Source organism: Sphingobium sp. D43FB, assembly GCF_002312805.1.
Taxonomy (GTDB): Bacteria; Pseudomonadota; Alphaproteobacteria; order Sphingomonadales; family Sphingomonadaceae; genus Sphingobium.
On sequence record NZ_NMUA01000007.1, the window covers coordinates 109,735 to 126,933 of the forward strand.

14 protein-coding genes are annotated in these 17,199 nt (G+C 63.0%); 7 read left to right on the forward strand and 7 right to left on the reverse strand.

Annotation, left to right across the window (positions count from 1 at the left end; genetic code table 11):
• Positions 1-66 precede the first annotated feature (66 nt).
• Positions 67-1,179: an ROK family transcriptional regulator gene (locus tag SxD43FB_RS08270; protein WP_037480778.1), complete on the forward strand. Its 1,113-nt coding sequence runs from the start codon at positions 67-69 to the stop codon at positions 1,177-1,179.
• Here SxD43FB_RS08270 and SxD43FB_RS25180 read toward each other — a convergent pair.
• On the reverse strand, positions 1,155-1,298 hold the full coding sequence (locus SxD43FB_RS25180) for a hypothetical protein (RefSeq protein ID WP_176482712.1): 144 nt from the start codon (positions 1,296-1,298) through the stop codon (positions 1,155-1,157). The genes SxD43FB_RS08270 and SxD43FB_RS25180 overlap by 25 nt on opposite strands.
• Here SxD43FB_RS25180 and SxD43FB_RS08275 point away from each other — a divergent pair.
• Positions 1,297-3,726 (forward strand): MHYT domain-containing protein, encoded by a 2,430-nt coding sequence (locus SxD43FB_RS08275; protein WP_176482713.1) that lies wholly within the window; start codon positions 1,297-1,299, stop codon positions 3,724-3,726. The genes SxD43FB_RS25180 and SxD43FB_RS08275 overlap by 2 nt on opposite strands.
• Before the next feature lie 33 nt (positions 3,727-3,759).
• Here the strand turns inward: SxD43FB_RS08275 and SxD43FB_RS08280 are convergent, their stop codons facing one another.
• From SxD43FB_RS08280 to SxD43FB_RS08295, 4 genes are all read right to left on the reverse strand, one after another.
• A complete protein-coding gene (locus tag SxD43FB_RS08280; protein ID WP_096061762.1) occupies positions 3,760-5,442 on the reverse strand; it encodes a response regulator in 1,683 nt (560 codons plus the stop codon).
• 2 nt (positions 5,443-5,444) lie between these two features.
• A complete protein-coding gene (locus SxD43FB_RS08285) occupies positions 5,445-6,953 on the reverse strand; it encodes an ATPase domain-containing protein (protein ID WP_096061763.1) in 1,509 nt (502 codons plus the stop codon).
• 116 nt (positions 6,954-7,069) lie between these two features.
• Complete coding sequence (locus tag SxD43FB_RS08290) at positions 7,070-7,882, reverse strand: DUF1206 domain-containing protein (protein WP_096061764.1); 813 nt, start codon at positions 7,880-7,882, stop codon at positions 7,070-7,072.
• 88 nt (positions 7,883-7,970) lie between these two features.
• Positions 7,971-8,741: an N-formylglutamate amidohydrolase gene (locus SxD43FB_RS08295; RefSeq protein ID WP_096061765.1), complete on the reverse strand. Its 771-nt coding sequence runs from the start codon at positions 8,739-8,741 to the stop codon at positions 7,971-7,973.
• 14 nt (positions 8,742-8,755) lie between these two features.
• Between SxD43FB_RS08295 and SxD43FB_RS08300 the strand changes: the two genes are divergently transcribed.
• The 4 genes from SxD43FB_RS08300 (at position 8,756) to SxD43FB_RS08315 (ending at position 13,460) form a co-directional block, all read left to right on the forward strand.
• Complete coding sequence (locus SxD43FB_RS08300) at positions 8,756-9,685, forward strand: transglutaminase family protein (protein ID WP_096061766.1); 930 nt, start codon at positions 8,756-8,758, stop codon at positions 9,683-9,685.
• Positions 9,686-9,700: 15 nt separating this feature from the next.
• Entirely contained in the window at positions 9,701-10,516 is an 816-nt protein-coding gene (locus tag SxD43FB_RS08305) for a transglutaminase family protein (RefSeq protein ID WP_096061767.1), read from the forward strand.
• A gap of 110 nt (positions 10,517-10,626) precedes the next feature.
• Entirely contained in the window at positions 10,627-12,513 is a 1,887-nt protein-coding gene (htpG, locus tag SxD43FB_RS08310) for a molecular chaperone HtpG (RefSeq protein WP_096061768.1), read from the forward strand.
• 65 nt (positions 12,514-12,578) lie between these two features.
• Positions 12,579-13,460 (forward strand): Rossmann-like and DUF2520 domain-containing protein, encoded by an 882-nt coding sequence (locus SxD43FB_RS08315; RefSeq protein WP_096061769.1) that lies wholly within the window; start codon positions 12,579-12,581, stop codon positions 13,458-13,460.
• 31 nt (positions 13,461-13,491) lie between these two features.
• On the opposite strand, the gene SxD43FB_RS08320 is transcribed toward SxD43FB_RS08315, so the two are convergent.
• Complete coding sequence (locus tag SxD43FB_RS08320) at positions 13,492-14,337, reverse strand: alpha/beta hydrolase (protein ID WP_217988784.1); 846 nt, start codon at positions 14,335-14,337, stop codon at positions 13,492-13,494.
• A gap of 11 nt (positions 14,338-14,348) precedes the next feature.
• Entirely contained in the window at positions 14,349-15,194 is an 846-nt protein-coding gene (locus tag SxD43FB_RS08325) for an SDR family oxidoreductase (RefSeq protein WP_096061827.1), read from the reverse strand.
• 169 nt (positions 15,195-15,363) lie between these two features.
• Here SxD43FB_RS08325 and SxD43FB_RS08330 point away from each other — a divergent pair, with 169 nt between their 5' ends.
• Complete coding sequence (locus SxD43FB_RS08330; protein WP_096061771.1) at positions 15,364-17,193, forward strand: NAD(P)/FAD-dependent oxidoreductase; 1,830 nt, start codon at positions 15,364-15,366, stop codon at positions 17,191-17,193.
• The last annotated feature ends 6 nt before the right edge of the window (positions 17,194-17,199 follow it).

Below are 17,199 nucleotides of genomic sequence, written 5' to 3' on the forward strand. Positions count from 1 at the left end.
AATAAATAAATCCGCTTAGCGCGGCGCTCATCGTGCGACAGAGCCGGTATGAAGAGGGCCAAGGCCATGCAATTTCCCTCCATCGACAAGGACCAGCGCCGCATCCTGCAAAGGCTGCGCAAGTCCGGCCCGCTGTCGCGATCCGCGCTGTCGGCGGCGCTGGAAATCAGCGGCACGGCATTGACCCGCCTGTCCCGCGATCTGCTGGCGCTCGGCCTGGTCGAGGAAATGCCCGACGTCGATGTGCAGCGGCGGGGCAGGCCCGCCATCCCCCTCCGCCTCGCTCCGCGCGGCGGCTATGCGGTCGGCGCGACGGCGCATAAGGGGCTGATCGAGATCGCGCTGGTGGACTTCACCGGCACCACGATCGCGATCCATCATGAGGCGACCGAGCCGATCGACCCCAGGGCATTCGCGCACAAGATCCGCCGCATCACCCATATGCTGGTCGATCGCCATGGCCTGCTGGGGCAAAGGATGCTGGGCATCGGCATCGCCGTTCCTGGCCCGGCTCTGTCCTTGGCGGGCGACCGATGGGCGGTGGTCGATGTCCTGCCCGATTGGCGGGACGCGCCCTTGCACGACATATTCTCAGCCGAAATGGGCTGGCCCTTGTGGATCGAAAATGACGCCAACGCCGCCGCCATCGCCGAATATTATCTCGGCGGCCTGATCCGCGATTTTTCCTCCATGGTCATATTGCTGCTTGGGTTTGGCATCGGCGCTGGCGTCATCGTGGACGGCCGCCTCGTGCGCGGGCAATTTGGCGCGGCGGGCGAGATTGGGGCCTTGTTTCCCGGTGACCGGCCACGTCCCAGCCCGCTCGACCTGCTCGCCGTCCTGCGCGCGGGCGGGTGTGACATTTCCTCTGTCGCCGAAATCGATTTCGATGCCACAGACCAGGCGCCGATCATCGAAACCTGGCTCGATCGCGCCGCACGGCAGTTGGAAATCGTCTGCAATTCCGCCTTTGCCTGGTTCGATCCGGGCGCGATCATGCTGGCAGGGGCATTGCCGCGCGCCATTCTCGATGGCCTGGCCGATCGCCTGCGCAGCGCCCATCTGGTCACCATGTTCGATCATCGCAGGCCGCCGGTGCAGGTCTCGAATCTCGGCAGTTCGCCCATCACCTTGGGCGCGGCGCTGTTGCCCATTCACGCGCTGTCGGCAGAAATCTGACGGAACATAAGAATGGCCGCGGCCGGACGTTTTGGGTCGGCATGAAAATCCATGTTATTGCGCTGTTTGTCGGCCTGTGAGACTAGCACTCCCATGATGATGCGCGGCACCCACGACATGTCTCTGGTTATCCTGTCGATCCTGATCGCCATGTTCGCATCGTTCACGGCGCTCAGCCTTGCGACGCGCATGCGGGCATCGACCGGCTGGATGCGGCATATGTGGGTGACGGCCGCCGCCATTGCGCTGGGCGGCGGCATCTGGTCGATGCATTTCGTCGCCATGCTCGCCTTCACCATGCCGGGCATGGTGATGCGCTATGATCTTGCGCTCACCCTCTTGTCGCTGGCGCTGGCCTTGGGCTTCACTTGGGCCGGCTTCTGGATGTTGAGCCGGTCGGCCATGGCACCGGTGCGCTTGGCAGTGGCGGGGCTGTTGATCAGCGCGGGTGTGCTCGGCATGCATTATCTCGGCATGGCGGCCATGCACATGGCGGCAACGCTCCGCTATGATCCATTCTGGCTGCTGCTGTCCGTTCTGATCGCCGTCGGGGCTGCGACGGCTGCCATGTGGCTCGCCGCCCGCGATCATCAATTGTCGCATCGGCTGGTCGCCGCCGCCATCATGGGCGTGGCGATTGCCGGCATGCATTATGCGGGCATGCGCGCGGCGATCTTCACTGCAAAGACGGGCCTGACCATGACCGGCGGTGGCGGAAACCTAGGACAAACCTATCTCGCCATGTTGATCAGCGCGGTGACGGTGCTGATCCTGCTGCTGGCATTGGGGGCTGCCGGGCTGGAACGGCTGTTCCGCAATATCACCCGGCGGGAGGCGCGCATCGCGCTGCGCCTCAAGATCGCTGACGTGCTGCGTGGCCGCAATACCGAGGAAGCCCTGCAGGAGGTCGCGGCGCTCATGGGCGCGCATTTCGGCGTTGCCCGTACCGGCTATGGCCAACTCGACCCGGTCGAAGACATCTTCCATTATGATATCTGCTGGACCGATGGGGCCGCGCCGCCCTTGCTGGGTCGCTATCCCGCCAAGACCTTCGGGCCGAAAATCGTCACCGCGCTCAAGGCGGGGCAGACGGTCGTCATCGATGATCTGTTTCACTCTGACCTCAGCGATGACACCCGGCTTCACGCGGACGCCAAATCGGTCGATACCCGCGCGATCCTTGTCGTCCCCTTCATCCGCGACGGCCGCCTGCAAACCATCGTCTATCTGAATGACCGCCACCCGCGCGCCTGGCAGCGGGACGATACCGCCTTCATGGAGGAGATCGCCGAACGCACTCGTCTGGTCATCGAACGCGCCGCGGTCGAGGAACAGTTGCGCGAACTTAATGCGACGCTCGAAGGACGGGTCGAGGCGCGCACGCGGGAATTGCGCGATGCGCAGGAAGCCTTGCTGCACAGCCAGAAACTCGAAGCCATTGGCCAGCTCGTGTCCGGCATGGCGCATGACTTCAACAATGTGCTGGCGGCGATCGTGGGCGCCTATGACCTGATCCTGCGCCGCCCCGACGACCTCGATCGCGTGCGCCGCTATGCCCAGGGTGGTCTCGACGCGGCCGAACGCGGCGCCAAGCTGACCGCGCAACTGCTCGCCTTCGCCCGGGCGCAACGCATCCAGCTCCAGCCGCTTCTCGTGTGCGACGTGATCCGGCCGTTGCATGATCTGCTCGCGCGTACCCTGGGGCCGATGATCACGCTCGATTTTCAGCTCAATCCCAATCCCGTGCCGGTTTTGGCGGACGCCACCCAACTGGAAATGATGGTGCTGAACCTGGCGATCAATGCGCGGGATGCCATGCCCAATGGCGGGACGCTTGCCATCTCCACCCACGTCCGCACCATCAGCGGCGACAGCGAAATCGCCGACAATGACTATGTCGAAATCGCCGTGCGCGATACCGGCACGGGCATGGACGAAGTCACCTGCCGCCGCGCAATGGAACCCTTCTTCACGACCAAGGCGGTGGGCAAGGGCACGGGCCTTGGCCTCGCGCAAATCTATGGCAGCGCGCGGCAGGCGGGCGGCACCGTCCGCCTCGAAAGCATCCTGGGCGAAGGCACCACCGTTCGCGTGCTGCTCCCCTGCACGACCTGGCAACCCATCGCCACGTCGCCCGCCGTTGCGCTTGCGCCTGCTGCGGAGCGGGACGCGGTGCGCATATTGCTGGTGGACGACGATGACAGCGTGCGGACCATCGTCGCGGGCGCCTTGGAAAGCCATGGCCATCATGTGGTCGAGGCGATTGATGGTGCCAGCGCCCTGATCAAGCTCGACGCGCAGGACTTCGACATCGCCATTATCGACTTTGCCATGCCGGGTATGAATGGCGCCGAACTCGCCGCCCGGATCGCACAGCAATGCCCGTCGCTGCCCGTCATGTTCGCCAGCGGATTTGCCGATACCGACGCCATTGATTCCGTCATGGGCGGCAATGCTGTCATGTTGCGCAAGCCGTTCCGTATCGATGAATTGCTCGCTGCAATGCAGGGACTGCTGGTGTCCCGACCGTTGGACAGCGTCGCCTGAGGGCGCGCAATCGGCCGCCCCCGGCCCAAACCTTCAATCCGGCGCGCTGGCCAACATGCCCGTCGACATGTCCAGCACGCCCACGAGCGCATCGATCTTGAAGGGCTTGCGCACTATGTGGGTGATCAGGCTCGTGTCCGCCGACACGCCTTCTTCGGCATAGCCCGTCACCATGATGATCGGCAGATCGGGTGCCTGGCGTCGCGCTTCCTCAGCCAGTTCGATCCCGGTCATGCCCGGCATCGCAAAGTCCACGATCATCACGTCGGGAAGGGCGGCATCCAGCATCGTCACCGCCTCCGCACCCGACGCCGCCTGCGTGATATGATAGCCGAAACTCTCAAGTCCTTCGGCAACGAACCGGCGCACGCCTTCGTCATCGTCCACGACCAGGATGTTGAGCTTCGCACGGACCCGGTCCGACGGCGAGATTTGCGCGACCAACTCCGTATCGACCACTGGTTGCTCGGCGAGCGGCAGCCATATGCTGACGGTGGTGCCCTCCTGCTCCACACTGTCGATCTGCGCGATCCCGCCTGACTGCCGGGCGATCCCGAAGACTTGGCTCAGGCCAAGGCCGGTGCCCTTGCCCAGTGGCTTGGTCGTGTAAAAGGGGTCGAACACTTTGGACAGGATCGGTCGGGGAATGCCCACACCATTGTCGCGCACCCGCACCACGCCATAGCGTCCGGGCTTCACGCCCTCCGGCGCAGAGCGCCCGGCATCCGTTTCGATCGTCAATATGCCACCGTCCGGCATCGCGTCGCGCGCATTGATCGCCAGGTTCAGCACCGCCAGTTCGAGTTGATGCACATCCGCCATCACCCAAGGCTGGCTGTCCGCCAGGACGCGCCGCTGGTCGATGCGCGGGCCGATCGTCCGCGCCAGCAGGTCGCCCATGCCCTCCACCAGCGCATTGAGGCTGAGCGGCGCGAGCGCCAATTGCTGGGTGCGCGAAAAGGCCAGAAGCTGGCGCGTCAGCTTCGCCGCGCGATCGGTCGCCTCCGCTGCGAAGCGGGCGTGGCGCAAGATCCTCTCGTCGTCGCTCCGCCGCTCGATCATTTCGAGGTTGCCGGACACGACGGTTAGCAGATTGTTGAAGTCATGCGCGATACCGCCGGTCAACTGGCCCACCGCTTCCATTTTCTGCGATTGGACAAGCGCCGTCTGCGCGCGCTCGCGCTCGGCCACTTCCTCCATCAACATATTGTTGGCGCGCGACAATTCGCTTGTGCGCTCGGCAATACGCGTTTCGAGATTGGCGTTGAGGTGCGTCAGCCGCTCTTCGGCCAGTTGCAGCGCGGCCAGCCGCTCACGCGCCTCATATTGTCGTCGCCGCACCCGCATCGCCGATCGCACGGCGCTGCCCAGAGTCTCGCTATGGATGGGCCGCTCCAGCACGACGACATTGCCTAGCCGCTCCAGCACCAACATCGCGTCGCGCGGCCGATGCCCGGCCCGCCGCGTGGCGAGCAGGATGAAGGGAAAGTCGGACCATGGCGGTTGTTGCGCGACCCAGGCGTCAAGCGCGCTGCGATCCGCTCCAGCGAGCGACTCTTCAGTGATGATCGCGGTGGCCGCGCCTTGCACCAGTTCGTGGCTCAGCGCGCGCGCATCGGCGCAGGTCGTGCAGGCATAATCCTGCTTCGCCAACAGCGTTTCCATCACTGCCGCGTCTCTACCCCTCAGCGCCAGAACAAGGATGCGATCTTCCATCCTTATGTCTCGCTCGCCGCCGGCTCTGCTGCCAGCAAGGGCGTCTTGCCGCTATAGGTCGGCACGCCCGTCAGAACGCCGTCGAAATCCTTGAGCGGCTCGCCCACAGTAATGCCGTTGCGGCCTAGGCGATACTCCCTGATGGTCGCCTCATGCGGCGTGGTGCGGCTCTTCACGACCGACACCGCCTTCAGCATTTCGCCCTTCGCTTCGAAATAACGAAAGAGGACGATCGTGTCGGACAGATAGCTCAGGTCAACGTCGGACCGGACCTCGCCGATGATGCCATGCTGCCCCAATATGAGGACGGTGATGACGCCCTGCTGGTTCAGATAGCTCAACATCTCGTGCATCTGCAGCACCAGATATTTCTCGCCCGGCATGGCCTGCAAAAAGGCGTTCAGGCTGTCGATCACCACGAAGCGCACGCCATCCTCTTCCACCGCGCGGCGGACCCAGCTCGCAAATTCGCCCGGCGACATTTCCGCGGGGTCGATCTGCGTGACTGTCAGCGCGCCGCTGTCGAGATGCGGCTGCAAATCCATGCCCATCGCGCGGGCACGGGTAATCATGGTCGGCCGTCCTTCATCGAACAGGAAATAGGCCGCCTTTTCGCCGCGCGCGATGGCGCTCAGGCCAAACTGTACCGCGGTCGTCGTCTTGCCAACGCCCGAAGGCCCGTTGAACAGCAAATTGGTGCCGACCGAAATGCCGCCGCCCAGCATCTGATCCATGCGGTCCAACCCTGTGGATACAAGATGCGAGACATAGTCGCCATGATGTTCGTTCGCGACCAGGCGCGGAAACACGGCCACACCACCGGTTTCGATCACGAAATCATGATAGCCACCGCGATATTTGACGCCGCGCATCTTCACGACGCGCAGGCGGCGGCGTTCGGTGCCATAATCCTGCGCCGCCTGTTCCAGCGTGATGACGCCATGGGCAATGCTGTGCAACTGCAGGTCGTTGGGATCGGAACTGCGATCATCTAGCATCAACACCGTGCAATGGCGCTGCGAGAAATATTGCTTCAGCGCCAATATCTGGCGGCGATAGCGCAGCGAGTTTTGCGCGAGCAACCGCATTTCCGACAGGCTATCGAACACCACCCGAACCGGCCGGATGCGATCGACGCACTCCATTACGCCCTGGATCGTCTCACCCAATTCCACTTCGGACGGCTCCAAAATGGATTGCTCGGCTTCAGGGTCCAACCCTTCGCCGCTGACCAGTTCGAACAGGTCGATATCGTCCAGCACCCAATTATGGCTGCGGGCGACTTCCTTCAATTCCGCCGACGTTTCCGACAGGGTGATGTAAAGGCCGCGCTCTCCCTGGCGCGCGCCTTCCAGCAGGAATTGCAGGGCGATCGTCGTCTTGCCGCTGCCGGGCGTTCCTTCCAGCAGATAGGCGCGATTGGCCGTCAGCCCGCCGCCCAAAATATTGTCCAGGTCCGCAATGCCGGTTGAAATCGTCACCTTGCGGTCATCGGTGGCCAGGTCCGTCATATCGTCCTCAAACTCTTGCGCTCACAGGGAGCCGGTTGTTTCAGAAACGATTTGATCGCGATTTTGGTCCATGAACGGCTGTTCACATGACCGGACATCAACCAAAATCACGTGGTTCATCGCAGGAAATCCGGCTTGGCAACGCGCATCCGGCGATAGCGCGCTTCGATGAGGCTGAAGACCCCGAACAGCCCCAGGCCAAAGGCCACGACGCTCAAAATGATGGTGCCTTCCTCCTGCGCTCGCAATTGTTTGAGCGCTTCGCCCAGCCCACCCGCTTGATCGGGATCATGGTTCAACGCGGCCGAAATGATGAACCAGCCGATCAGCGCGAATATCAATGCGCGTGCGGCATAACCACAGCGTCCGATCCACCGCACATAGTCGGGGGCGGGGGTATCGCCATCCAGTTCGTGGAACTCCGCCTTATAGGCTTTGATCGCTTGCGTCGCGGCAACCGCAAAGAGAACCAGGCCAACCAGGACTAGAAGGACCACGCCGCCCGGCTGTGACAAAAGCCAAGCGGACCAGCTTTCGGCGCTCGCGTCCCCCGGACTGCCCTCCTGCGCCGATGTCTGGCGCAAGGCCAGGCGCGCCGCGGCGACCGCCAGGATGATATGGGAAATGCCGCTCATGGCATAGCCCACCCGCTTGAATTTACCCTTGAGCGTCCGGCTGCAATCTTCCGGGTCCATCGCCGCTTCGGTCAGTCGCCATATGGCGTAACCGGCAAACCCCAGCGCGCAGATGGCGAGAAGCACATGGCCGAGCGGCGCATCGACCATGCTGCCCAGCGCACCTTGATTATCCTTCACCTCGCCGCCTGTCGACGCGACATCCAAAGCGAACCAGCCGATCAGGATATAGACGAGTCCGCGCGCCGCAAAGCCGATGCGCGCGAATAGGGTCATACGGTCACTATAAGTCATGAGGCCTCCTGTCGGGGAGGCTAATGCGCGGTAAGTGCGGACGTTCCCTTGGAATCTTTTTCCATGACCTGGTCTAGCCAGTGGAACGTTAAGCGTCGGCCCCCTGTGCCGCGCTGGCAATGCGCTCGGCCCATAGCATCTGCCCCCCGGCGTCCTCGATCAGGTCTTGCCGCACCTCGATTTCCGCATAGCGCAAGCCGTTGGGAAAGGCGTGCAATGGCACCGTATAGTCGGTGGCATCCATAGCATAGGGCTCATTGTCACCGACGACGACACCGGCAATCGACCGCAACTGGTCGAGCATCGACAGCGCAAAATCCGTGCGCCCCTGCCAATGCAATAGGCCGATATCCCAAGGACGGATATCACCGTTCAGCACCGGGGTAAAACTATGCAACGATAGCAGGATCGTCTCGCGCCCGGCGGCCGTTCGGGCTGCGATCAGGTCCGCCATCGCCTGATGATAGGGTCGGTGGATCGCTCTCACTCGCTCTGCCTTCTCCGCCATGTCCAGGTCGGCATTGCCGCCAATCACGGTGCCATCGGATAAAGCGGGTATCGCCTCGGCATGCGCCGGGTCACGATTGCAATCGATAACCAGACGCGAATAGCTCTGGTGCAGAAAAGGGGCATCCAGCCGCCGCGCCAACGCATGGCCCAGCCCATAAACCCCTATATCGACGGCGATGTGGCGCGCCCGATCGGCCGCGCTCAACCCCATATCCCCCAGCGCCCCCGGAATCGCCGCCCCCGCATGATCGCCGATGAGCAGGAACGGGGAGCCGCCTTCTGCGTTGAACAGCCCGAACGGCAACGGATCACCCGGACCCAAGAGATTTTCTGCCGTGCGCCCGGCCATCAGGACATGACCCTATGCCGTTGCTCACCATCCGACACAGTACGACGTATCACTATCAGCAGCCGGTATCCCTGGGTGAACATCGCATCATGATGCGCCCTCGCGAGGCATTTGACCAGCGCTTGCTGTCCGCACGCCTCGACATCGATCCCGCGCCCAGCGAGTTGCGCTGGCTGCACGACGTCTTCGGCAATTCGGTCGCCATCGCCACATTCAAGGCGCGGGCTGCGCAACTGGTCGTCAATAGCGAAGCCACATTGGATCACGCCCCGCTCGCGCAAAAGCAGGTGGACGTCGAACCCTATGCCCGCCTCTTTCCTTTCACCTATTCGTCGGAAGACATGCCCGACCTGCTCCGGTCGATTGAACGGGAATATCATGATCCCGAACGGATCGTCGATAATTGGGCGCGCAGCTTCGTCAGCAATCATGGTAACACCAGCACGATCGCGTTGCTGACGGAGATCGCCACGGGCATCCAGCGCGAATTCACCTACGTCCCTCGCCATGAAAAGGGCACCCAGTCGCCCATAGAAACGCTCAAGCTGCGCCAGGGCACCTGCCGCGACTTTGCCGTCTTGATGATCGAGGCGGTGCGCGCTCTGGGTTTTGCCGCGCGGTTCGTTTCTGGTTATGTGTATAATCCTTCGCGATCCGAAGATGTGGTGGGCGGCGGCAACACCCATGCCTGGGTTCGCATCTTCCTGCCTGGTTCCGGCTGGGTCGAATTTGATCCCACCAACGGCATTATCGGCAATCGCGGCCTCATCCGCGTCGCCGTCGCGCGCGATCCCTATCAGGCGTTGCCCCTGTCGGGCACATGGTTCGGCCCGCCCGGCAGCTTCCTGAACATGGAAGTTTCGGTTGATGTGTTGCGTGCGGACCCTAGCCTGTTTCCCTCGACCAACCATGGTGCCATCAACAGCCGACATATCGGCGTTTAAGGAAAGTACCCGTCCATGCTGATCCGCTGCGGATATGATATTGTCTTCAATACCGATGCGAAGACCGCCATGGTCGCGCTGCTGAGCGTGCATCCCTCGCGTCATCAGGATCTACGCACGCCCCAACGGCTGATGGCCAGCCCGGATATCCCGCTTTATCAGTTCGAGGACGGGTTCGGCAATGTCGCGACCCGCTTCGCCATCCCGCCCGGCGGCGTGACCCTGTCGTGCGATTTCGTGATCGAGGATAATGGCCAGCCGGACGTCCGCGCGCCCGATGGCCCACAAATTCCGGTCGAGGATTTGCCCGACGCGGTGATGCCCTTCCTGCTTGGCAGCCGCTATTGCGAAACCGACCGGTTGATGGATGTCGCCTGGGGCAATTTCGCCCATCATGCCTCGGCCCGCGACCGGGTCGATGCGATCGTCGATTTCGTCCATAACCATATCGAGTTCGGCTATCATTATGCCCGGTCGGACAAGACCGCCTGGAACGGCTATCAGGAACGGCGCGGCGTATGTCGTGACTTTGCCCATCTCGCTGTCACCTTGTGCCGCTGCATGAATATCCCGGCGCGCTACTGCACTGGTTATCTGGGCGACATCGGCATCCCGCCGGTCGATGCGCCGATGGATTTCAGCGCCTGGTTCGACGTCTATATCGACGGCAACTGGTACACCTATGACGCCCGTCACAATCGCCCGCGCATCGGCCGCATCCTCATGGCGCGCGGACGCGATGCCACCGACGTCGCCCTGACCACCGCTTTCGGCCCCGCCAATCTGGTCCGGTTCGACGTCCATACCGATGAAGTGCAATCGATAGAGTAAGGGGCAAGCCACCCCGTCTCTCGTCAGGAAAGGCCAAGCATCGATCTTGCAAAATGCACGACGAGCCGCCATTTGCCGCGCCGTTGACGCATTCAAAGGGTAAACCTGCCATGACGACTGAAATCGCTACCGCGCCCGAAACCCATGCTTTCGAGGCGGATGTTTCGAAGCTGCTGCGCATGATGGTGCATTCGGTCTATTCCGACCGTGACGTCTTCCTGCGCGAACTCATCTCCAATGCCGCCGATGCGTGCGAGAAGTTGCGCTATGAAGGCATCGCCACGCCCTCTCTGCTGGGCGATGACCCGCACCCGCGCATCCGCGTAATTCTGGACGCCGACCAGAACCGCCTGACGATCGAAGATAATGGCATCGGCATGACTGCCGCCGAAATGGGCGAGACGCTGGGCACGATCGCTCGGTCGGGCACCAAGGCGTTCATGGAACGCCTGGCGGCCGAAGCGGGCAAGGAAGGTTCGCAACTGATCGGCCAGTTCGGCGTCGGTTTCTATTCCGCCTTCATGGTAGCGAGCCAGGTCGAGGTGTTTTCGCGCCGCGCCGGATCGGACGAGGCCGCCAGTTGGACCTCGGACGGGCAGGGCACCTACACCATTGCCCCGGTCGATTTGGCCGACACTCCCACGCGCGGCACCCGCGTCGTCCTGCACCTGATGGAAGACGCCAAATCCTACGCTGAACGCTATACGGTCGAGCGCATCATCAAGGCGCAGTCGGGCCATGTTCCAGTCCCGATCATGCTGTTTGAAAAGCCTGATGCCGATGGCGTCGACATCGCCGATGGCGCCGCACTGTGGCTCAAGCCCAAGTCCGAGATCAGCGAAGAGGATTATGCCGACTTCTATCGCAGCGTCGCCGGCCAATATGACAAGCCCGCGCACACGGTCCATTACCGCGCCGAAGGCCGCTATGAATATTCGGTCCTGACCTTCATCCCCGAAACCAAGCCGTTCGACCTGTTCGACCCGGATCGCAAGGGGCATATCAAACTCTATGTCCGTCGCGTGTTCATCACCGACGAAGCACCGATCCTGCCCCGCTATCTGCGCTTCGTGCGCGGGCTGGTGGACTCGGCCGACCTGCCGCTCAATATGTCGCGCGAGATGATTCAGGACAGCCCGGTGCTGGGCGCCATCCAGAAGGGCGTGACCGGCCGTCTGCTCGGCGACCTGCAGAAGTTGGCCGATAATGACGCGGAAGCCTATCAGCGCATCTGGGAGAATTTCGGCCCCGTCCTCAAGGAAGGGCTGTACGAGGATTTCGAACGGCGTGAGGCGCTGCTTGGCCTCGCCCGCTTCAAAAGCACGACATCGGGGGAGGGATGGCGCTCGCTCAAAGACTATGTCGCGCAGCTCAAGGAGAACCAGACCGCCATCTATTATGCGACTGGCAGTGACCTTGACCGGCTGTCGACCTCGCCGCAGCTCGAAGGCTTCCGTGCGCGCGGGATCGAAGTGCTGCTGCTGCCCGATCAGGTCGATAATTTCTGGACCACCATGGGCGTCGATTATGAAGGCAAGCCGTTCAAGTCGGTGACGCAGGGCGGCGCGGACCTGGGCCTCATTCCGCTGGTCGAAGGCGCGGACAAGCCCACCGAGCCGGAAAATGCAGCCGTCGCCGACTTCCTCGCCTTCGCCAAGACGACCCTCGCTGATGCCGTATCCGATGTGCGCGCGTCGGACCGGCTGACGACCAGCGCTGTATGCCTGGTCGCGCCCGAAAGCGGCATGGACCGGCAATTGGAAAAGCTGCTCGCCAGCGCAGGCCAGCTCCCGACGGCGGCATTGCCTGTGCTGGAGATTAATCCGCGTCATGCCCTGATCCAGAAATTGGCGTCGAGCGACGATGCGGATGGTCTCAAGTCCGACCTCGCCCATTTGCTGCTCGATCAGGCCCGCATCGCCGATGGCGAACAACCCACCGACGCGCGCGCCTTTTCGGACCGCTTGGACCGGCTGATGAGCCGGGCGGTCGGCTAAAAAACGAAGAATAGCCCGTCATCCATGCGATGACGGGCCATCCTCCCTGGGGTAGGGTGGCAATCATGGTCAGCACATCGCCCTACCGCCGGATCGGCATCATCGGCACAGGCCGGGTGGCGTCCGCCATCGGCTGTGCGCTGGCCGCCCAATCCAACAACCCGCTCCTGATCTGGGGCCGGAACCCCACGAAATGCGCCGAGGCTGTCGCCGTCATCGGACGGGCACAGGCAGCTGGAGATATGGCCCAGATCGCGCGCGACTGCGATCTCATCATGCTCGCCGTCGCGGACGATGCCCTCGCACACATCGTCGATGCACTGGCACAGGCCGAACCCACCGACCGGCCACGCTTCATTTTCCACGTCAGCGGGCGCAGCGGCGCGGCCATATTGGACCCACTGCGCAGCGCCACGTCGATAACGGCGGCGATCCATCCCGCCATGACCTTCACCGGCAACCCGACGAACGAAGTCAAACATATGGTCGGCGCCCGCTTCGCCGTCACTGGATCGACCGAGCAAGCCAACGCAGCAGCGCAAAAACTCGTAACCTTGCTGGGCGGCATCACTGTGCCCATCGAAGAGGCGCAGCGGGCGCTCTATCACGCCGCTTTATGCCACGGGGCCAACCATCTGGTCACGCTGATCGCCGGTGCCTGCCAGGCACTCGCCGCCGCCGGTGTCGCCGAACCCTCGGCACTCCTCGCCCCCCTGGTACGCGCCGCGCTGGACGTCAGTCTCGATCACGGCATGGCAGGCCTGTCCGGCCCCCTGCTCCGCGGCGACGACGAAACGATCGCCAAACATCTCGCAGCGCTGGGCGAACAATGCCCGACGCTCCTGCCGCCCTATAAGGCGATGGCGCTGGCGACCCTGGACGAACTGGACAGGCACAATGGCGCGCCGCGATCCACCGTCGCTTGCCGAACGCTTCTGGAAGAGTAAGAATTAAAACAGACGGAGGACGCGCAAGCGCTTACGCCACCTGCCGATCGGCAAAGCGGAACACCGCATCGTTGAACGCATCATTGGCGTCGCCCGCCACCATATGATGCGCGCCGTCGATATGGACATAGTCGGCATGCGGCACCATCTCCAGAAAGACGCGCGCGCTTTCCTCGGTCACGATCCGGCTACGCCCGCCCCGTATCAGCAAGGTGGGAATGGTCAGCGCCCGCGCCGCCGTCTCCAGTACGGTCGGCCCTTCCGCCTCCGGCTTGGCATCCACGCCCATCGTCATGAAGGCCGGGTCCCAATGCCAATACCAGCGCTCGCCGCGTTGCCGCAAATTCTTCGCCAGTCCCTGGCTGCTTTGCGGCTTGTCGCGATGCGGCAGATAGGCCGATACCGCTGCTGCCGCCTCCTCGATCGAGGCAAAGCCGTCCGACCCGGCGTTCATGAAGGCGATCACCTCGTTCGCCCCCTCCATGTCCACCGTCGCGGTGATGTCCACCAGCACCAGCGCGCGGATCGCGGCAGGATCGGCGGCAGCCACGATCATCCCCACGATCCCACCCAGCGACGCACCCACCACCACCGGGGGTCGGTCCAATTGCGCCAGCACCGCGCGCAAATCATCGGCAAAGACGGTCAGATCATAGCGTCCATCGGGCGACCATCCGCTGTCGCCATGCCCGCGCAAATCCATGGACAGCGCGCGAAACCCATGGCGCGCCGCCTCGACCAGCGCCTTGCCCCAGCTTTGCCGCGTCTGCCCACTGCCATGCAGGAACAGGATGGGCTGTCCATCCACCGGCCCGGTCACCTCGGCGGCCAGGTCAACGTCCGCGCCCCGCAGGGTCTGTCTTTCAATCGCGCTCATGCCAGCCATTGTTACGCCTTTATCGCCGCGCGGAAATCCTCATTCTTCAGGAACAGCGACGTATTGTCCGCGCCCAGATGCGTCCATTTGAGGTTCAGCCCGCCATCCACCAATATCGTCTGCCCAGTGATATAGCTCGACAGGTCGGACAATAAGAAGGCGATGGCGCCTGCCTGTTCCTCCGGCCGGGCACGCCGTCCCATGGCGATCGCCGCCTGGTCCCGCGCCACATCCTCATCGATATAAGCGCCTGATCCCGGCGTGATCGTCATGCCCGGCGCAACGGTATTGACGCGGATATTGTCGAGCGCCAATTCGGTCGCCAGCGTGCGGGTCGCCGCGACGATTGCCGCTTTCGCCGTGCCATAGGCGATGTGATAGGGCGCGCTGTTCATCCCGCTGATCGACGAAACCCCTACGATCGCACCCGGATTGCCCCGTGCCCGCAATTCCCGCGCCACCGCCTGGCTCATGAAGAACATCGTCTCCAGATTTTGCTCGAACAAAGCGCGCCAGTCCGCCCGCGTCACCCGCTCGGCCCGCATCCAGGTCTGCGGCGCGGCCCCACCCGCCACATTGGCCAGCCCATGGAGCGCGCCGGGGGCCGCCACCGCCGCCTCCATCACCTTCGCCACGCCTTCGTCCGTCCCGACATCGGCAATGACCGGCACGATCGCCAACCCTTGCGCGATCAGCGGCGCGATGTGCGCATCGAACTTGGCCTGGGTGCGCCCAGCGGCAATCACCGTCGCGCCCGCCTGCGCCAGCATCTTCGTCGTCGCGGTGCCGATGCCGCCGCCCGCAGCGCCCGTGACGATGATCGTCCGGCCCGTGAAATCCATCAATTGCTGCGCCATGTCCGACATCCTCATCCCGCTTTTTACGCGCTCAACCTAGCCCGCGCGGCCAAGCCCTAAACAGGGGGTGAAGCGAAACATCGCTCCGGCGCTAACCGCGCAGGCCGCATTGCAAATGAACAGTGTTGTTGATTAGTTGCCAGAAACAACAAGCTTCCATGGAGCGGATATGAGCTGCACTCCCACCCGGACGCCAGCGCCCGATACATTCGATATCCCGACGCTGCGCGCAAAATATCGCGAAGAGCGCGACAAGCGCCTGCGCGGTGACGGGCAGGGGCAGTATCAGCCGACCACTGACGACACCACGCATAGCTATGATGTCGATCCGCACATGGCCGTCACCCCGCGCGACCCCCTGGTCGAAGACCTCGACGTGCTGGTGCTGGGCGGAGGCTTTGCCGGGGTGTTGGCGGGCTATCATCTGACCAAGCAGGGCGTCACCGATTTCCGCAATATCGACCATGCCGGCGACTTTGGCGGCGTCTGGTACTGGAACCGCTATCCCGGCATCCAATGCGACAATGACGCCTATTGCTACCTGCCGCTGCTCGAAGAAACCGGCTTCATGCCGTCCAAGAAATTCGCCGACGGCGCGGAGATTCAAGCCTATATCAAACAGATCGCCCAGCGCTTCGGCTTCCACGATCGCGCCCTGTTCCACACGCTCGTCACTGCGCTCAGATGGGACGATACACTCCAGCGCTGGCATGTCGAAACCAGCCGGGGCGATCATTTCCGCGCCCGCTTCGTCATCATGGGCTGCGGCGTCCTCAACATGCCCAAGCTGCCGGGGATCGAGGGGATAGACCGCTATCAGGGCAAGATCTTCCACACCGCCCGCTGGGACTATGGCTATACCGGCGGCAGCTACGAAAATCCGGTGCTTGACAAGCTGATCGACAAGCGCGTCGCGATCCTGGGCACGGGTGCCACCGCGATCCAGGCCGTCCCGCATCTCGCCCGCTACGCCAAGCAGCTCTACGTTATTCAGCGGACGCCATCGACCGTGGACGAACGGCCCAATCCGCCGACCGATCCTGACTGGGCGGAATCGTTGCAACCGGGCTGGCAGGCCGAGCGTCAGGCCAATTTCCACCGCGCCGCCATGGAATTTTTCCTACCGGGTGAGCAGGATCTGATCTGCGACATCTGGACCGAAATCGCGCGCAACCTGCACGCCGAACTGGAAGCCGAAGGCTGGCCGGAACTGTCTCCCGAAGAATTCATGGCCCGCCGCGAAGTGGTGGATTATCGCGTCATGGAACGGCTGCGCGCCCGCGTCAATGAAATGGTCAAGGACGAGGCGACCGCCGCCTCGCTCAAGCCCTGGTATCGCTTCCTGTGCAAGCGCCCGCTCTCCAGCAACGACTTCTACGCCGCCTTCAATCAGCCCAACGTGAAACTGGTCGACGTGTCGGATGCCAAGGGGCTGGAGCGGATGACGGAGACCGGCTTCGTCTCGAACGGCGTCACCTATGACGTCGATTGCATGATCTTCGCCAGCGGCTTTGAGGTCACCAGCGACCTCAAGCGCCGCTGGGGCATCGACGTGGTGGAGGGGCGCAATGGCCTGTCCATCTACGATCATTGGGCGAACGGGCCAAAGACGCTGCACGGCACCATGACCCACGGTTTCCCCAACCAATTCTTCATCGGCTATATTCAGGGCGGCCTCAACGCCAGCGTCACCGAACAATTCGGGCGGCAGGCGGAACATATCGCCCACATCATCCAGGCGACGATGGCAAAGGGCGCGGCCTCGGTCGAAACCACGGCGGACGCGCAGGACGCCTATGTCCAGCATTTCCACGATGTGGAATATGACACCTCCGCCTTCCAGATCGAATGTACGCCAAGCTATTTCACCAATGAAGGTCAGGTAAAAGCACCCTGGGCGCTGTTCCGCAGCTACGGTCTCGGCTGGCGCGCATTCCAGACATTGTTGCAGGACTGGCGCGCGCGCGGTGACCTTGCGGGCATGGAGTTGCGGTCATGATCGCCG

What these genes read in the sequence shown, in the direction of transcription:
- SxD43FB_RS25180 (WP_176482712.1), bottom strand. Translation starts at nt 1,298, where the DNA reads ATGTCGTGGGTGCCGCGCATCATCATGGGAGTGCTAGTCTCACAGGCC.
- SxD43FB_RS08305 (WP_096061767.1), top strand. Translation starts at nt 9,701, where the DNA reads ATGCTGATCCGCTGCGGATATGATATTGTCTTCAATACCGATGCGAAG.
- SxD43FB_RS08270 (WP_037480778.1), top strand. Translation starts at nt 67, where the DNA reads ATGCAATTTCCCTCCATCGACAAGGACCAGCGCCGCATCCTGCAAAGG.
- htpG (WP_096061768.1), top strand. Translation starts at nt 10,627, where the DNA reads ATGACGACTGAAATCGCTACCGCGCCCGAAACCCATGCTTTCGAGGCG.
- SxD43FB_RS08315 (WP_096061769.1), top strand. Translation starts at nt 12,579, where the DNA reads ATGGTCAGCACATCGCCCTACCGCCGGATCGGCATCATCGGCACAGGC.
- SxD43FB_RS08330 (WP_096061771.1), top strand. Translation starts at nt 15,364, where the DNA reads ATGAGCTGCACTCCCACCCGGACGCCAGCGCCCGATACATTCGATATC.
- SxD43FB_RS08290 (WP_096061764.1), bottom strand. Translation starts at nt 7,882, where the DNA reads ATGACTTATAGTGACCGTATGACCCTATTCGCGCGCATCGGCTTTGCG.
- SxD43FB_RS08295 (WP_096061765.1), bottom strand. Translation starts at nt 8,741, where the DNA reads ATGGCCGGGCGCACGGCAGAAAATCTCTTGGGTCCGGGTGATCCGTTG.
- SxD43FB_RS08320 (WP_217988784.1), bottom strand. Translation starts at nt 14,337, where the DNA reads ATGAGCGCGATTGAAAGACAGACCCTGCGGGGCGCGGACGTTGACCTG.
- SxD43FB_RS08285 (WP_096061763.1), bottom strand. Translation starts at nt 6,953, where the DNA reads ATGACGGACCTGGCCACCGATGACCGCAAGGTGACGATTTCAACCGGC.
- SxD43FB_RS08325 (WP_096061827.1), bottom strand. Translation starts at nt 15,194, where the DNA reads ATGGCGCAGCAATTGATGGATTTCACGGGCCGGACGATCATCGTCACG.
- SxD43FB_RS08275 (WP_176482713.1), top strand. Translation starts at nt 1,297, where the DNA reads ATGTCTCTGGTTATCCTGTCGATCCTGATCGCCATGTTCGCATCGTTC.
- SxD43FB_RS08300 (WP_096061766.1), top strand. Translation starts at nt 8,756, where the DNA reads ATGCCGTTGCTCACCATCCGACACAGTACGACGTATCACTATCAGCAG.
- SxD43FB_RS08280 (WP_096061762.1), bottom strand. Translation starts at nt 5,442, where the DNA reads ATGGAAGATCGCATCCTTGTTCTGGCGCTGAGGGGTAGAGACGCGGCA.